This is a genomic window from Streptomyces sp. OfavH-34-F (assembly GCF_022347745.1).
Classification (GTDB): Bacteria; Actinomycetota; Actinomycetes; order Streptomycetales; family Streptomycetaceae; genus Streptomyces.
Genome location: NZ_JAKRGC010000179.1, coordinates 1 through 12,644 on the forward strand (window position 1 = coordinate 1; position 12,644 = coordinate 12,644).

Genomic DNA, 12,644 nt, shown 5'->3' on the forward strand with positions numbered 1-12,644 from the left:
CGCGGGCCCGGACGGCGGCCCGGTCGAGGGCCAGGCGCATCCGGTCGCCGCCGGTGCCCTCCGCGAGGACGCCGGCCATGCCGCGCAGGAGCTGGGCGAGGATCGTGCCGGAGTTGCCGCGGGCGCCGATGAGGGCGCCGTGGGCCATGGCGCGTACCGCGTCGGCGGCGGAGGGCACCGAGGTGCCGCCGGTCTCGTGGGCGGCGAAGACGGCTTCGACGGCCGCCGCCGCGGATTCCACGGTGAGGTAGAGGTTGGTGCCGGTGTCCCCGTCCGCGACCGGGTAGACGTTGATCGCGTCGATCGCCTCCCGTTCCCGGCCGAGGGCCTCCAGGGCCAGGGAGCACCAGGTCCGTACCGCGACGGCATCCGGTTCGTCGGCGGTCTGCGGCACCTCGGGTCCTCCTCGGAACGGGGCTCGGGACGAAGCTCGGGACGGGCCCGGCAGCGGGGGCACGGGCGGCTGTCCGCACCGCAGGGTAGTCCCGGCCGGGGGGCGGGCCGGTCCGGGGGCGGGGAGGGCGGCGGCGGAACCCATGGTAGTTTCGTATCTCCGGAGCAGGCGTTGTATGCTGCTTCGGTTGCCCGACGAGAGTCGGGACATTCCCCCGGTACCGCCACTTCATTCCTTGAATCCGGCGTACCGGAATTCACTGTAAGTGCATCTGAAGTCTTTGGAGTGACCCGTGGCTGCCAACTGCGACGTTTGCGGCAAGGGGCCGAGCTTCGGCAACAACATTTCGCACTCGCACCGCCGTACGTCCCGTCGCTGGAACCCCAACATCCAGCGCGTGCGTGCCGTGGTCGGTCGGACGCCGAAGCGGCTCAACGTCTGCACCTCGTGCATCAAGGCCGGCAAGGTCGCGCGCTGACGTTCCCGTCGTAGCGCAGCCCTACCGGTTGCCCGAAAAGCCGGTCCACCTCGGTGGACCGGCTTTTTGCTGTGCGCGCGAAGACCCGGGCTCCGGGGCCGGGGCCCGGCGGTCAGTCCGCTGCGCGCAGCCGCCAGCCGTGGCGGACCGGGCCGATGCCCGCGCCGAGCGGGAAGCCGGCCTCGATCGCCCCGGTGACGTACTCCTTGGCGGCCCGGACCGCCGCCGGCACCTCGGCGCCCCGCGCCAGGTGGCAGGCGATGGCGGAGGCCAGGGTGCAGCCGGTGCCGTGGGTGTGCCGGTTGTCGTGGCGGGGTGCGCGCAGCCAGTGCTCCTCGCTGCCGTCGGTGAGCAGGTCCACGGGGTCGCCGGGCAGGTGGCCGCCCTTGACGACGACCCAGCGGGGGCCGAACGCGAGCAGCGCGCCGGCGGCCCGGCGCATCCCGGCCTCGTCGGTGACGGTGATGCCGGTGAGCTGTGCCACCTCGTCCAGGTTCGGGGTGGCCACGGTCGCGACGGGCAGCAGCTTGGTGCGGACCGAGGCGAGGGCGTCGGCGGCCAGGAGCGGGTCGCCGTGCTTGGAGACGCCTACCGGGTCCACGACGACGGGGGCGCCCGTCTCCGCGAGCAGTTCCGCGACGGTCTCGACGAGGGCCGCGGTGGCCAGCATCCCGGTCTTGACCGCGTCCACGCCGATGTCGGAGACGACGCTGCGGTACTGGGCGCGGACGGCGTCGGCGGGCAGTTCCCAGGAGCCCTGGACGCCGAGGGAGTTCTGCGCGGTGACGGCGGTGAGCACGCTCATCCCGTGCGTGCCGAGCGCCAGCATGGTCTTGAGGTCGGCCTGGATGCCCGCACCGCCGCCGGAGTCGGAACCGGCGACGGTGAGCACACGGGGCGGTACGGGTGTGATGATCGGCATGGGCCGCAATCTACTGGGCGTCCTCGATGTCGCCGAAGTGGTCCCAGCCGTTCTTGCTGGTCCAGGGCGCCCCGTCGACCGTCACCTGGGGCAGCGCGGACGGGTTGAGGACCTCGCCGATGATCTTCCAGCGGGCCGGCAGCTTCACGTCGGGCGGGAAGGTCGCGACGATGGCGTGGTCCTCTCCCCCGGTGAGCACCCACTGGAGCGGGTCCACGCCGACGGCCTGCCCGATGTCCGACATCTGGGACGGCACGTCGATGAGCCCGGACCGCAGGTCGATGCGGACCTTGCTGGCCTCGGCGATGTGCCCGAGGTCGGCGACGAGCCCGTCGCTGACGTCGATCATGGCGGTGGCGCCGAGCCCGGCGGCGGCGGGGCCCGCGTGGTACGGCGGTTCGGGGCGGCGGTGGGCCTCGACGAAGGCGCGCGGCGAGCGGAAGCCCCGGGAGAGGACGGCGTACCCGGCGGCGGACCAGCCGAGCCAGCCGGTGACGGCGACGACGTCCCCGGGCTGGGCGCCGGCCCGGGTGACGGGTTCGTGGTTGCGCAGGTCGCCGAGCGCGGTGATGGAGACGGTGATGGTGTCTCCGCGTACCACGTCCCCGCCCACCACGGCCGCTCCGGCGACCTGGCACTCGTCGCGCAGCCCGTCCATCAGCTCGCCGGCCCAGGTGACCGGGAGATCGGCGGGGACGACGAGGCCGAGCAGCAGCGCGGTCGGCACGGCGCCCATGGCGGCGATGTCGGCGAGGTTCTGCGCGGCGGCCTTGCGGCCGACGTCGTAGGCGGTGGACCAGTCGCGCCGGAAGTGCCGTCCCTCCAGGAGGATGTCCGTGCTGGCCACGACCCTGCGGTCGGGGGCGCTCACGACCGCGGCGTCGTCGCCCGGGCCGAGCCGGACCGCCGGAGTGGTGGTGAGCCGGGACGTGAGCTCTCTGATGAGCCCGAACTCCCCCAACTCGCCCACGGTTGCCTTCACCGAGTGTCACCTCTCATCTGTCGGGCCGGACGCTCCGGCCTGTCCCCCGTGCGCGCCGCCCCACTCGCGGTCGCGTGCCGTCACTGCTGTCGGTACTGTCAAGAGTTACGTCAACTTGTGCGTTCTGTACGCCACGCTGATGACGTCATCCGGCCCGTGGGTCTCCCCGCTGCGCGCGGCGACGCGATAACGTGGCGTCCCTTTCCCCCACATGATCCTCGTGGCCGTCCTGGAGGTTCCGTGGTACAGGCGTACATCCTCATTCAGACCGAGGTGGGCAAGGCGTCGACCGTCGCCGAGACCATCTCCCAGCTTCCGGGAGTCATTCAGGCAGAAGACGTCACCGGTCCGTACGACGTGATCGTGCGCGCCCAGGCCGAAACGGTGGACGAACTCGGGCGCATGGTGGTGGCGCGGGTCCAGCAAGTGGACGGCATCACCAGAACCCTGACCTGCCCGGTCGTGCACCTCTAGCCCCCGTCTACGCTGGGCCGGTGACGTACTCCAGCCGCCGGCTCCTCCGCCCCGTGCTCCGCGGTCCCTCCGCCGCCCTGCTGCTGCTGGCAGCGGCGGGCTGCTCACCGGGTGACGCGGCGGCGTCGGTCACGGTGCCCACCCCGTCCACGGAAGCCGCAGCCTACTGCCGCGCGCTGGACAGGGAGCTGCCGGATTCCGTCGCCGGCCTGGAGCGGAACGATCCCGAGCCCGGTTCGGAGCTGACCGCCGGGTGGGGGGACGGGGCGATCGTACTGCGCTGCGGCGTGGAGCGTCCCGCCCGGATGGACGACGACCAGTCCAAGGGGATCACCGCGAACGGTGTGAACTGGATGCTGGAGCAACGGGACGGCGACGGCCCCCGGCTGACGACCACGTTGCGCGTGACGTACGTCGAGGTGTCGCTCTCGCAGGAGTACGCCCACGACACGACCCCGCTCGCGGCTCTCGCCCCCGCGGTGGAGAAGACGGTGCCGAAGCGGCTCTAGGGCCTGTCCGGCGGATCGGGGCGTGCGCTCCTCTCGCGGAGCGCACGCCCTTCGCCGTGTCCGGTGGGTCAGCGCAGTCCGGTCGGGCGGGTGAGCGCGGCCTGGATGAGCCGGTCCACGAGCTGCTGGTAGTCCACGCCGCTCTCCTGCCACATGCGCGGGTACATGGAGATCGGGGTGAAGCCCGGCAGGGTGTTGATCTCGTTGATGACGAAGGTGCCGTCCTCGGTGAGGAAGAAGTCGGCGCGCACCAGCCCTTCGCAGGAGCAGGCGTCGAACGCCTCGACGGCGAGCCGCTGGACCTCGGCGGTCTGCTCGTCGGTGAGCGGCGCAGGCACGATCCCGGAGGCGGCGTCGATGTACTTGGCCTCGAAGTCGTAGAAGTCGTGCGCGGTGACGGGCGGGATCTCGGCCGGCACGCTGGCGCGCGGCCCGTCCTCGAACTCCAGCACGCCGCACTCGATCTCACGGCCCCGCAGCAGTGACTCCACGAGGAATTTGGGGTCGTGGCGGCGGGCCTCTTCGATGGCCGCGTCCAGGCCGGAGGCGTCGTCCACCTTGGTGATGCCGATGGAGGAGCCGGCGCGGGCGGGCTTGATGAAGAGGGGCCAGCCGTGCTCGGCGGCGAAGCCGGTGACGCGGTCGCGGACGGCGGCGGGGTCGCGGTCCCACTCGCGGGGGCGGACGACGAGGTAGGGGCCGACCGGGAGACCGAAGGAGGTGAAGACCCGCTTCATGTACTCCTTGTCCTGGCCGACCGCCGAGGCGAGGACGCCCGCGCCCACGTACGGCACGCCGGACAGCTCCAGGAGTCCCTGGAGGGTGCCGTCCTCGCCGTACGGGCCGTGCAGGACGGGGAAGACGACGTCGACCTCGCCGAGCGCCTTGGGCACCGCGCCGGGCTCGGTGTACACCACCTCGCGGCTGCCGGGATCGACGGAGAGCACGACCCCGCCCTCCTCGGACTCGGCCAGCTGCGCCACGTCCGGCATGGTCCGGTCGGCGATGGCCATGCGTTCCGGTTCGTCGGCGGTGAGCGCCCAGCGGCCGTCCGTCGTGATGCCGATCGGCAGGACGTCGTACTTGGTCCGGTCGATGGCGCTCAGGACGGCGCCGGCCGTGACCACCGAAATGCCGTGTTCGGAGCTGCGGCCGCCGAACACGACGGCCACACGCGGCTTGCGGAGCTGGTGCTCCGTGCTCTGGGGGAGGTTCTCGCTGCTCATATCGCGTTGAGCGTACCTGCTGGTACGAGTCGCGTCAGCGCGGCGCGGGCCGCCCGGCGGGTGAGCCGGGGCGGCCCGGCCGCTCAGTGCCGTTCGGCCTTCGCGCTGCGCGACATCAGCTCCTTGAGGGCCACCATCGGCGGTTTGCCCTCGTGGACGATGCCGGTGACGGTCTCGGTGAGCGGCATCTCGACGCCGTGCCGGCGGGCCAGATCGAGCACCGACTGGCAGGACTTGACGCCCTCGGCGGTCTGCTTGGTGACGGCGATGGTCTCCTGGAGCGTCATGCCGCGGCCGAGGTTGGTGCCGAAGGTGTGGTTGCGGGAGAGCGGCGAGGAACAGGTGGCCACGAGGTCGCCGAGACCGGCGAGTCCGGAGAAGGTCAGCGGGTCGGCGCCCATGGCCTCGCCCAGCCGGATCGTCTCGGCCAGGCCGCGGGTGATGAGCGAGCCCTTGGCGTTGTCGCCGAGGCCCATGCCGTCCGCGATGCCGACGGCGAGCCCGATGACGTTCTTGACGGCGCCGCCGAGTTCGCAGCCGACGACGTCGGTGCTGGTGTACGGGCGGAAGTACGGGGTGTGGCAGGCGGCCTGGAGGCGCCGGGCGACGGACTCGTCCCGGCAGGCGACGACGGTGGTGGTGGGGCGCCGTTCGGCGATCTCCTTGGCGAGGTTGGGCCCGCTGAGGACGGCGACGCGCTCGGCGCCGACCCCGGTGACGTCCTCGATGACCTCGCTCATCCGCTTGGCCGTGCCGACTTCGACGCCCTTCATCAGCGAGACCAGCACGGTCTGCGGCTCCAGGTACGGAGTCCAGTCGGCGAGGTTGGCGCGCAGCGTCTGGGAGGGCACGGCGAGGACCGCGAAGTCGGCGCCGCGCAGCGCCTCGGCCGCGTCGGTGGTGGCCCGGACGGTGGCGGGCAGCTCGATGCCCGGCAGGTAGTCGGGGTTGGTGCGGGTGGTGTTGACGGCCTCGGCGACCTCGGCCCGGCGGCCCCAGAGCGTCACCTCGCAGCCGGCGTCCGCGAGGACGATGGCGAAGGCCGTGCCCCAGGAGCCGGTACCGAAGACGGCGGCCTTCACGGGGTGCGTCACGTGCGTCCCTCTCCTTCGGCCCTGCGCCGCTGTTCGGCACGGGCCCTGCGGTGATCGTAGGGCTCGGCGGGTGCCTGCTCGCCCCGGATCTCCTCCAGTTGCGCGGTGACCGCGCGCATGATCACCTCGGTGGCCTCGCGCAGCAGCTCGGGCGTGGGCTCCTTGCCGTAGAACCGGGAGAGGTCCACGGGCGGCCCGGCCTTGACCCGGAGGGTCTTGCGGGGCAGGAGACGGAGCTTCTTCTCCTTGGCGTACGGCGGCATCGCCTCGTTGGCGCCCCACTGCGCGACCGGGATGACGGGGGCGCGGGTCATCAACGCGACGCGGGCGGCGCCGGTCTTGCCGGCCATGGGCCACATGTCGGGGTCGCGGGTAAGGGTGCCCTCGGGGTAGAAGCAGACGCACTCGCCGCGTTCGATGGCGTTCACGGCGGCCCGGAAGGCGTCCAGCGCGTTGGTGGTCTCGCGGTAGACGGGGATCTGGCCGGTGCCGCGCAGCATCGTGCCGACGAAGCTGCCCTTGAAGAGGCCGGCCTTGGCGAGGAACCGGGGCACGCGGCCGGTGTTGTACTGGAAGTGCCCGTACGAGAGCGGGTCCAGGTACGAGTTGTGGTTGACGGCGGTGATGAATCCGCCGTCGGCCGGAATGTGTTCCATTCCCCGCCAGTCGCGCTTGAAGAGAACCACCAGCGGCGGTTTCGCGATGACCGCCGCCAGGCGGTACCAGAAGCCGATTCTGCGGCGGGACACTCGGACACCTTCCTCTGTGAACGGAATCGTGGAGCTGATCACTGTCTGACTACCGAGGGTCAAGTCTCGCCCCAGGCCCCTGCTCTGTCGAGAACACCGTACGCCTCACCTCCGCAGGCACCCCGCCGGGTCGGGGCGCAGGCAGGCGAGAATAGGCGGCGATGCGTAACGAGTCAGGCACCGCCACGAGCACCGACCCGGCCGGGCGCTGGTCGCTGGTCGTCCCGCTGAAGCCGCTGGGGCGGGCCAAGAGCAGGCTGGCGGCCGCCTCGGGCGCGCTGTTGCGCCCCCGGCTGGCCCTCGCCTTCGCCCGGGACACGGTGACGGCGGCGCTGTCCTGCCCGGATGTGGCGAATGTGGTGGTCGTCACGGACGACACGGCGGCGGGGGCCGCGCTGGGCGCGCTCGGGGCCCTGGTGGTGCCCGATTCCCCGGCCGCCGGGCTCAACGCGGCCCTCGCGCACGGTGAGCGGGTGGCCCGGGCGGCCAGGCCGGACGCGCCACTCGCCGCGCTCAACGCGGATCTGCCCGCGCTGCGTCCGGCGGAATTGTCCCGGGTCCTCGAATTCTCCGCCGCTTTTCCGCGCGCATTTGTCGCCGATGCGTCGGGAATCGGAACGACATTTCTCTCGGCCGGTCCGGGTACGGAATTGCGGCCGGCTTTCGGGGGTCCGTCGCGGGCACGGCACCTGGCGTCGGGCGCGGTGGAAATCACGCTGCCGGGGATCGATTCGGTGCGCCGGGACGTGGACACCGGCGAGGACCTGCGGGTGGCGCTGGCGCTGGGGGTGGGGCCGTTCACGGCGGGCCGCTGGGCCGCCGGGGTGCCCGCCCGGGACCGATAGTCTGCACCCATGCAGGCGACCTCGTACACGTACGACCCCGTGACCCGCAGCGGCAGTGTGCTGCTCGACGACGGCACCCCGGTGGAGTTCGGCACCGCCGCGTTCGACGCGGGCGGGCTGCGGCTGCTGCGTCCGGGGCAGCGGGTGCGGATCGAGGGCGAGGGCGAGGGGGCCGGGCTGCGGATCACCCTGGTGACGCTGCAGACGTTCTGAGCCGTACGCCGACGGGGGTCCGCCCCGCCGGACAGCCCGCGGGCCGGGCTCCCCGAGGGGAGCCCGGCCCGGCGCGTGTGGGGGCCGTGCGGCCCGGTGTCACTTCTTGCGCGCGGTGGTCTTCTTGGCCGTGGTCTTGCGCGCGGTGGTCTTCTTCGCGGGCGCCTTCTTCGCCGTGGTCTTCTTGGCGGGCGCGGTCTTGGCGGCGGTGGTCTTCTTGGCCGCCGTCGACTTCGCCGCCGGGGTGGCCTTCTTCGCGGCCGCCGTCGTCTTGGCCGGCGACGTCTTCTTCGCGGTGGTCTTCTTGGCGGCGGCGGTGGTCTTCTTCGCCGGAGTCGCCGTCTTCTTGGCGGTGGCCTTCTTCGCGGTGGCCTTCTTGGCGGCGGCCTTGGCCGTCGTACGGGCGGAAGAGCCGCCCGAGAGGCTGCCCTTGGGCGCCTTCTTCACGGCCACGTCGTTCTTGGGGAGCTTCTTGGAGCCGCTCACCAGGTCCTTGAAGCCCTGGCCCGCGCGGAAGCGGGGCACCGAGGTCTTCTTGACCCGGACGCGTTCACCCGTCTGCGGGTTGCGCGCGTAGCGGGCGGGGCGGTCCACCTTCTCGAACGAGCCGAAGCCGGTGACCGAGACCCGGTCCCCCGCGACAACCGCCCGGACGATCGCGTCGAGCACCGCGTCCACCGCGTCCGCGGCCTGCTGGCGGCCGCCGACCTTGTCGGCAATCGCTTCTACGAGCTGCGCCTTGTTCACGTCTTCCCCTTCGGAGACATTGCCGGAACCAATCTGTTCAGGCTTTTTCGCACGTTAGGCAGATATATACCGCAAATCAAACACGAAACGGGCTAATCACCCTAGTGCCGCAACGAAGTCGACCGCCGCGCAGTTCCGCGGAGTCAGTCACCTTCGGGGAATCGGCCCTCGTCGAGGTCCTTCATCAACCGGTCCAGGCGCTGCGCCGCGCCCGGAAGATCGTGCTTCGCCGCGGCCGTGACGGCCAGCAGCTTCCGGTTCAGCGCCATCCTTACGCCGTCCGGGACTTGCAGTGCGCGCACCCGTGAGTGCGCTTCCTTCAATCGGTCGGCGACTTGGCCGTAAAGCTTGAGTTGGCTGTCGCGTTCCATGCACCGATTGTGCCATCTGGGGCGAGTTGTCGCCCGACGGGGGCCCAACAAACGACTGCGCCCCCTACCAGAAGGCAGGGGGCGCCGTCTTGAAAACGGGTTGATCAGGCCGAAATTGTACGGGGCTTGTGGGCCGGGCGGGCCGCCTCGTAGGCCGCGATGTCGGCTTCGTTCTGCAGGGTGAGGCTGATGTCGTCCAGCCCGTTGAGCAGCCGCCAGCGGGCGTTCTCGTCCAGCTCGAAGTCGGCGGTGATGCCCTCGGCGCGGACCTGCCGGGCCTCCAGGTCGACCGTCACCTCGGCGGCCGGGTCGGCCTCCGTCAGCTCCCAGAGGGCGTCCACCGTCTGCTGGTCCAGGACCACGGTCAGCAGACCGTTCTTCAGCGAGTTGCCGCGGAAGATGTCGGCGAACCGGGAGGAGATGACGGCCTTGAACCCGTAGTTCTGGAGGGCCCAGACGGCGTGCTCGCGGGAGGAGCCGGTACCGAAGTCGGGGCCGGCCACCAGGACCGTGGCGCCCGCGCGCTCGGGGCGGTTGAGGACGAACTGCTCGTCCTTGCGCCAGGCCTCGAACAGCCCGTCCTCGAAGCCGTCCCGGGTGACCTTCTTGAGCCAGTGGGCGGGGATGATCTGGTCGGTGTCCACGTTGCTGCGGCGCAGCGGGACGGCCCGGCCGGTGTGCGTGGTGAAAGCTTCCATGGTTATCGGACTCCGGCAGGCGTACGGGCGTCGGACAGGTCGGCGGGCGAGGCCAGATGGCCCAGCACCGCGGTGGCGGCGGCGACCTGCGGGGAGACCAGGTGGGTGCGGCCGCCCTTGCCCTGCCGGCCCTCGAAGTTGCGGTTCGAGGTGGAGGCGGAGCGCTCGCCGGGGGCCAGCTGGTCGGGGTTCATGCCGAGGCACATCGAGCAGCCCGCGTGCCGCCACTCGGCGCCGGCGGCGGTGAAGACCTTGTCCAGGCCCTCGTCCACGGCCTGCAGGGCGACCCGGACGGAGCCGGGGACGACCAGCATCCGTACGCCGTCGGCGACTTTGCGGCCCTCCAGGATCGCCGCGGCGTTGCGCAGGTCCTCGATGCGGCCGTTGGTGCAGGAGCCCACGAAGACGGTGTCCACGCTGATCTCTCGCAGCGGCTGTCCCGCGGTCAACCCCATGTACTCCAGGGCCTTTTCGGCGGCGTTGCGCTCCGAGGCGTCCTCGTACGAAGCGGGGTCGGGGACGTTGGCCGACAGCGGCGCGCCCTGGCCGGGGTTGGTGCCCCAGGTGACGAACGGCGCCAGTTCGGCGGCCTCGATGACGACCTCGGCGTCGAAGACCGCGTCGTCGTCGGTGCGCAGCGTCTTCCAGTACGCGACGGCGGCGTCCCAGTCCTCGCCCTGCGGGGCGTGGTCGCGGCCCTTCAGGTAGGCGAAGGTGGTCTCGTCGGGGGCGATCATGCCCGCCCGCGCGCCGGCCTCGATCGACATGTTGCAGATGGTCATGCGGGCCTCCATCGAGAGCTTCTCGATGGCGGAGCCGCGGTATTCGAGGATGTAGCCCTGGCCGCCGCCGGTGCCGATCCGGGCGATGATCGCCAGGATCAGGTCCTTGGCGGTGACGTCCTCGGGCAGTTCGCCGTCGACGGTGATCGCCATCGTCTTCGGGCGCGCCATCGGCAGCGTCTGGGTGGCCAGCACGTGCTCGACCTGGCTGGTGCCGATGCCGAACGCGAGGGCGCCGAACGCGCCGTGCGTCGAGGTGTGGGAGTCGCCGCAGACGACGGTCGTGCCGGGCTGGGTCAGGCCCAGCTGCGGGCCGACCACGTGCACGACGCCCTGCTCGACGTCGCCCAGCGGGTGCAGCCGCACGCCGAACTCCGCGCAGTTCTTGCGCAGCGTCTCCAGCTGGGCCCGCGAGACCGGGTCGGCGATCGGCTTGTCGATGTCGAGGGTCGGGGTGTTGTGGTCCTCGGTGGCGATGGTGAGATCGAGGCGCCGCACCGGGCGCCCGGCCTGTCGCAGACCGTCGAACGCCTGCGGGCTGGTCACCTCGTGCAGCAGGTGCAGATCGATGAAGAGGAGGTCGGGCTCGCCCTCGGCGCGCCGGACGACATGGTCGTCCCAAACCTTCTCCGCGAGTGTCCTACCCATCGCTTTCCCTCCGGCCGGCGTCATCGCCGGCCCAACTAGAGATTCGGTGCGCCCCCGTCCGGACCCCCGTACCGGGCGGTGGCTACGGGCCGTTGTGGGGCCGCCGGTACAGGTTCGCAACTTCGCCGGAAATTTGAACTTGCGTTTCACAGAGTGAGACGCGAGTATCGTCGTATGGACAACTCTAGCGGCGTCGGCGTTCTCGACAAGGCGGCTCTGGTTTTGAGCGCCCTGGAGTCCGGACCGGCCACCCTCGCCGGGCTGGTCGGGGCGACCGGGCTGGCACGACCCACGGCCCATCGGCTGGCCGTGGCACTGGAACACCACCGGATGGTGGCGCGGGACATGCAGGGCCGGTTCATTCTCGGCCCACGGCTCTCCGAGCTGGCGGCGGCCGCGGGCGAGGACCGCCTGCTGGCCACGGCCGGCCCGGTGCTCACACATCTGCGCGACATCACGGGCGAGAGCGCGCAGCTCTACCGCCGGCAGGGCGACATGCGCATCTGCGTGGCGGCGGCGGAGCGGCTGTCCGGGCTGCGGGACACCGTGCCGGTCGGCTCCACGCTCACCATGAAGGCCGGTTCCTCCGCGCAGATCCTGATGGCCTGGGAGGAGCCGGAGCGGCTGCACCGCGGCCTCCAGGGCGCCCGCTTCACGGCGACGGCGCTCTCCGGCGTACGGCGGCGCGGCTGGGCCCAGTCGATCGGCGAGCGCGAGCCGGGCGTGGCCTCGGTCTCCGCCCCGGTGCGCGGCCCGTCGAACCGGGTGGTCGCCGCCGTCTCGGTCTCCGGACCGATCGAGCGGCTGACCCGGCACCCGGGCCGGATGCACGCCCAGGCCGTGATCGACTCGGCGGCCCGGCTGAGCGAGGCGCTGCGCCGCAGCGGCTGACCCCGGCCGCGCCTCCCGTCTCCTCCGTGGCCGCCCCAGCGTCGTGGCGGCCCCCTTCTCCCCTCCCCGCCATGCCACTTCGCGCCCCGGGGGCGCGCGGGCGGCGCCGCACGGCGCACGCGTCGCGGGCAAGCGAAAGGCCCCTCACCGAAGTGAAGGGCCTCTGCCTCGTGCTCTGTTGTACCCCCGACCGGATTCGAACCGGCGCTACTGCCGTGAGAGGGCAGCGTGCTAGGCCGCTACACAACGGGGGCTTGTCCTACAACTTGCTGTACTGCGCTGGGCTACCAGGACTCGAACCTAGAATGACGGTACCAGAAACCGTAGTGTTGCCAATTACACCATAGCCCATGGTGTTGCAAGTACCCCCGACCGGATTCGAACCGGCGCTACTGCCGTGAGAGGGCAGCGTGCTAGGCCGCTACACAACGGGGGCCCTAGCGATCCTGCATCGAGACCGTGGGTGCGACCCAGGTGGTCTCGCGGGAAGGATCTGTACCCCCGACCGGATTCGAACCGGCGCTACTGCCGTGAGAGGGCAGCGTGCTAGGCCGCTACACAACGGGGGCTTGTCCTACAACTTGCTGTACTGCGCTGGGCTACCAGGACTCGAACCTAGAA

16 protein-coding genes and 4 tRNA genes are annotated in these 12,644 nt (G+C 71.5%); 6 read left to right on the forward strand and 14 right to left on the reverse strand.

The window, feature by feature from the left end; genetic code table 11:
• The coding region (locus tag MHW47_RS22910; RefSeq protein WP_239225668.1) for a DAK2 domain-containing protein at window positions 1-394 on the reverse strand (394 nt) is incomplete at its 3' end.
• A gap of 292 nt (window positions 395-686) precedes the next feature.
• Here MHW47_RS22910 and rpmB point away from each other — a divergent pair.
• Window positions 687-872: a 50S ribosomal protein L28 gene (gene rpmB, locus MHW47_RS22915; RefSeq protein ID WP_026171429.1), complete on the forward strand. Its 186-nt coding sequence runs from the start codon at window positions 687-689 to the stop codon at window positions 870-872.
• A 112-nt stretch (window positions 873-984) separates the two neighbouring features.
• Here rpmB and thiD read toward each other — a convergent pair whose 3' ends face one another.
• The gene (thiD, locus tag MHW47_RS22920) at window positions 985-1,794 is read right to left on the reverse strand and encodes a bifunctional hydroxymethylpyrimidine kinase/phosphomethylpyrimidine kinase (RefSeq protein ID WP_239225669.1); all 810 of its coding nucleotides are present in this window, start codon (window positions 1,792-1,794) and stop codon (window positions 985-987) included.
• A gap of 10 nt (window positions 1,795-1,804) precedes the next feature.
• The gene (locus tag MHW47_RS22925) at window positions 1,805-2,776 is read right to left on the reverse strand and encodes a thiamine-phosphate kinase (RefSeq protein WP_239225670.1); all 972 of its coding nucleotides are present in this window, start codon (window positions 2,774-2,776) and stop codon (window positions 1,805-1,807) included.
• 240 nt (window positions 2,777-3,016) lie between these two features.
• Between MHW47_RS22925 and MHW47_RS22930 the strand changes: the two genes are divergently transcribed.
• Both MHW47_RS22930 and MHW47_RS22935 read left to right on the forward strand, forming a co-directional pair.
• Window positions 3,017-3,250: an Lrp/AsnC family transcriptional regulator gene (locus MHW47_RS22930; protein WP_239225671.1), complete on the forward strand. Its 234-nt coding sequence runs from the start codon at window positions 3,017-3,019 to the stop codon at window positions 3,248-3,250.
• 20 nt (window positions 3,251-3,270) lie between these two features.
• On the forward strand, window positions 3,271-3,759 hold the full coding sequence (locus MHW47_RS22935; RefSeq protein WP_239225672.1) for a DUF3515 domain-containing protein: 489 nt from the start codon (window positions 3,271-3,273) through the stop codon (window positions 3,757-3,759).
• 68 nt (window positions 3,760-3,827) lie between these two features.
• Here the strand turns inward: MHW47_RS22935 and MHW47_RS22940 are convergent, their stop codons facing one another.
• The 3 genes from MHW47_RS22940 to MHW47_RS22950 all read right to left on the reverse strand — a co-directional run bounded on the left by MHW47_RS22940 (window position 3,828) and on the right by MHW47_RS22950 (window position 6,828).
• A complete protein-coding gene (locus tag MHW47_RS22940) occupies window positions 3,828-4,985 on the reverse strand; it encodes a D-alanine--D-alanine ligase family protein (protein WP_239225673.1) in 1,158 nt (385 codons plus the stop codon).
• A gap of 83 nt (window positions 4,986-5,068) precedes the next feature.
• Window positions 5,069-6,079, reverse strand: coding sequence for an NAD(P)H-dependent glycerol-3-phosphate dehydrogenase (locus MHW47_RS22945; RefSeq protein WP_239225674.1), 1,011 nt, complete (start codon window positions 6,077-6,079; stop codon window positions 5,069-5,071).
• Window positions 6,076-6,828, reverse strand: a complete 753-nt coding sequence (locus tag MHW47_RS22950; protein WP_239225675.1) for a 1-acyl-sn-glycerol-3-phosphate acyltransferase — start codon at window positions 6,826-6,828, stop codon at window positions 6,076-6,078. Before MHW47_RS22950 ends, MHW47_RS22945 begins: the two co-directional genes overlap by 4 nt.
• A 161-nt stretch (window positions 6,829-6,989) precedes the next feature.
• Between MHW47_RS22950 and cofC the strand changes: the two genes are divergently transcribed.
• Together cofC and MHW47_RS22960 are read left to right on the forward strand one after the other, a co-directional pair.
• Window positions 6,990-7,673 carry a 2-phospho-L-lactate guanylyltransferase gene (gene cofC / locus MHW47_RS22955; protein ID WP_239225676.1) on the forward strand — a complete coding sequence of 228 codons (684 nt, stop codon included), beginning with the start codon at window positions 6,990-6,992 and terminating at the stop codon, window positions 7,671-7,673.
• 9 nt (window positions 7,674-7,682) lie between these two features.
• Window positions 7,683-7,886, forward strand: a complete 204-nt coding sequence (locus tag MHW47_RS22960) for a hypothetical protein (protein ID WP_239225677.1) — start codon at window positions 7,683-7,685, stop codon at window positions 7,884-7,886.
• Between the two features lie 99 nt (window positions 7,887-7,985).
• Here the strand turns inward: MHW47_RS22960 and MHW47_RS22965 are convergent, their stop codons facing one another.
• The 4 genes from MHW47_RS22965 to leuC all read right to left on the reverse strand — a co-directional run bounded on the left by MHW47_RS22965 (window position 7,986) and on the right by leuC (window position 11,132).
• Window positions 7,986-8,633: an HU family DNA-binding protein gene (locus tag MHW47_RS22965; RefSeq protein ID WP_239225678.1), complete on the reverse strand. Its 648-nt coding sequence runs from the start codon at window positions 8,631-8,633 to the stop codon at window positions 7,986-7,988.
• Between the two features lie 143 nt (window positions 8,634-8,776).
• On the reverse strand, window positions 8,777-9,004 hold the full coding sequence (locus tag MHW47_RS22970; RefSeq protein ID WP_239225679.1) for a hypothetical protein: 228 nt from the start codon (window positions 9,002-9,004) through the stop codon (window positions 8,777-8,779).
• 104 nt (window positions 9,005-9,108) lie between these two features.
• Window positions 9,109-9,702 carry a 3-isopropylmalate dehydratase small subunit gene (leuD, locus tag MHW47_RS22975; RefSeq protein ID WP_239225680.1) on the reverse strand — a complete coding sequence of 198 codons (594 nt, stop codon included), beginning with the start codon at window positions 9,700-9,702 and terminating at the stop codon, window positions 9,109-9,111.
• 2 nt (window positions 9,703-9,704) lie between these two features.
• Entirely contained in the window at window positions 9,705-11,132 is a 1,428-nt protein-coding gene (gene leuC, locus MHW47_RS22980; protein WP_239225681.1) for a 3-isopropylmalate dehydratase large subunit, read from the reverse strand.
• A 174-nt stretch (window positions 11,133-11,306) separates the two neighbouring features.
• Between leuC and ndgR the strand changes: the two genes are divergently transcribed.
• Window positions 11,307-12,023: an IclR family transcriptional regulator NdgR gene (gene ndgR / locus MHW47_RS22985; RefSeq protein ID WP_073963755.1), complete on the forward strand. Its 717-nt coding sequence runs from the start codon at window positions 11,307-11,309 to the stop codon at window positions 12,021-12,023.
• 181 nt (window positions 12,024-12,204) lie between these two features.
• Here the strand turns inward: ndgR and MHW47_RS22990 are convergent.
• From MHW47_RS22990 to MHW47_RS23005, 4 genes are all read right to left on the reverse strand, one after another.
• A tRNA-Glu gene (locus tag MHW47_RS22990) sits at window positions 12,205-12,277 on the reverse strand.
• A 25-nt stretch (window positions 12,278-12,302) separates the two neighbouring features.
• Window positions 12,303-12,374: transfer RNA gene (locus MHW47_RS22995), tRNA-Gln, on the reverse strand.
• Between the two features lie 12 nt (window positions 12,375-12,386).
• Window positions 12,387-12,459 (reverse strand) — tRNA-Glu (locus MHW47_RS23000).
• A gap of 60 nt (window positions 12,460-12,519) precedes the next feature.
• Window positions 12,520-12,592: transfer RNA gene (locus tag MHW47_RS23005), tRNA-Glu, on the reverse strand.
• Between the last annotated feature and the right edge of the window lie 52 nt (window positions 12,593-12,644).

What these genes read in the sequence shown, in the direction of transcription:
- thiD (WP_239225669.1), bottom strand. Translation starts at nt 1,794, where the DNA reads ATGCCGATCATCACACCCGTACCGCCCCGTGTGCTCACCGTCGCCGGT.
- MHW47_RS22940 (WP_239225673.1), bottom strand. Translation starts at nt 4,985, where the DNA reads ATGAGCAGCGAGAACCTCCCCCAGAGCACGGAGCACCAGCTCCGCAAG.
- cofC (WP_239225676.1), top strand. Translation starts at nt 6,990, where the DNA reads ATGCGTAACGAGTCAGGCACCGCCACGAGCACCGACCCGGCCGGGCGC.
- MHW47_RS22960 (WP_239225677.1), top strand. Translation starts at nt 7,683, where the DNA reads ATGCAGGCGACCTCGTACACGTACGACCCCGTGACCCGCAGCGGCAGT.
- MHW47_RS22970 (WP_239225679.1), bottom strand. Translation starts at nt 9,004, where the DNA reads ATGGAACGCGACAGCCAACTCAAGCTTTACGGCCAAGTCGCCGACCGA.
- leuD (WP_239225680.1), bottom strand. Translation starts at nt 9,702, where the DNA reads ATGGAAGCTTTCACCACGCACACCGGCCGGGCCGTCCCGCTGCGCCGC.
- leuC (WP_239225681.1), bottom strand. Translation starts at nt 11,132, where the DNA reads ATGGGTAGGACACTCGCGGAGAAGGTTTGGGACGACCATGTCGTCCGG.
- ndgR (WP_073963755.1), top strand. Translation starts at nt 11,307, where the DNA reads ATGGACAACTCTAGCGGCGTCGGCGTTCTCGACAAGGCGGCTCTGGTT.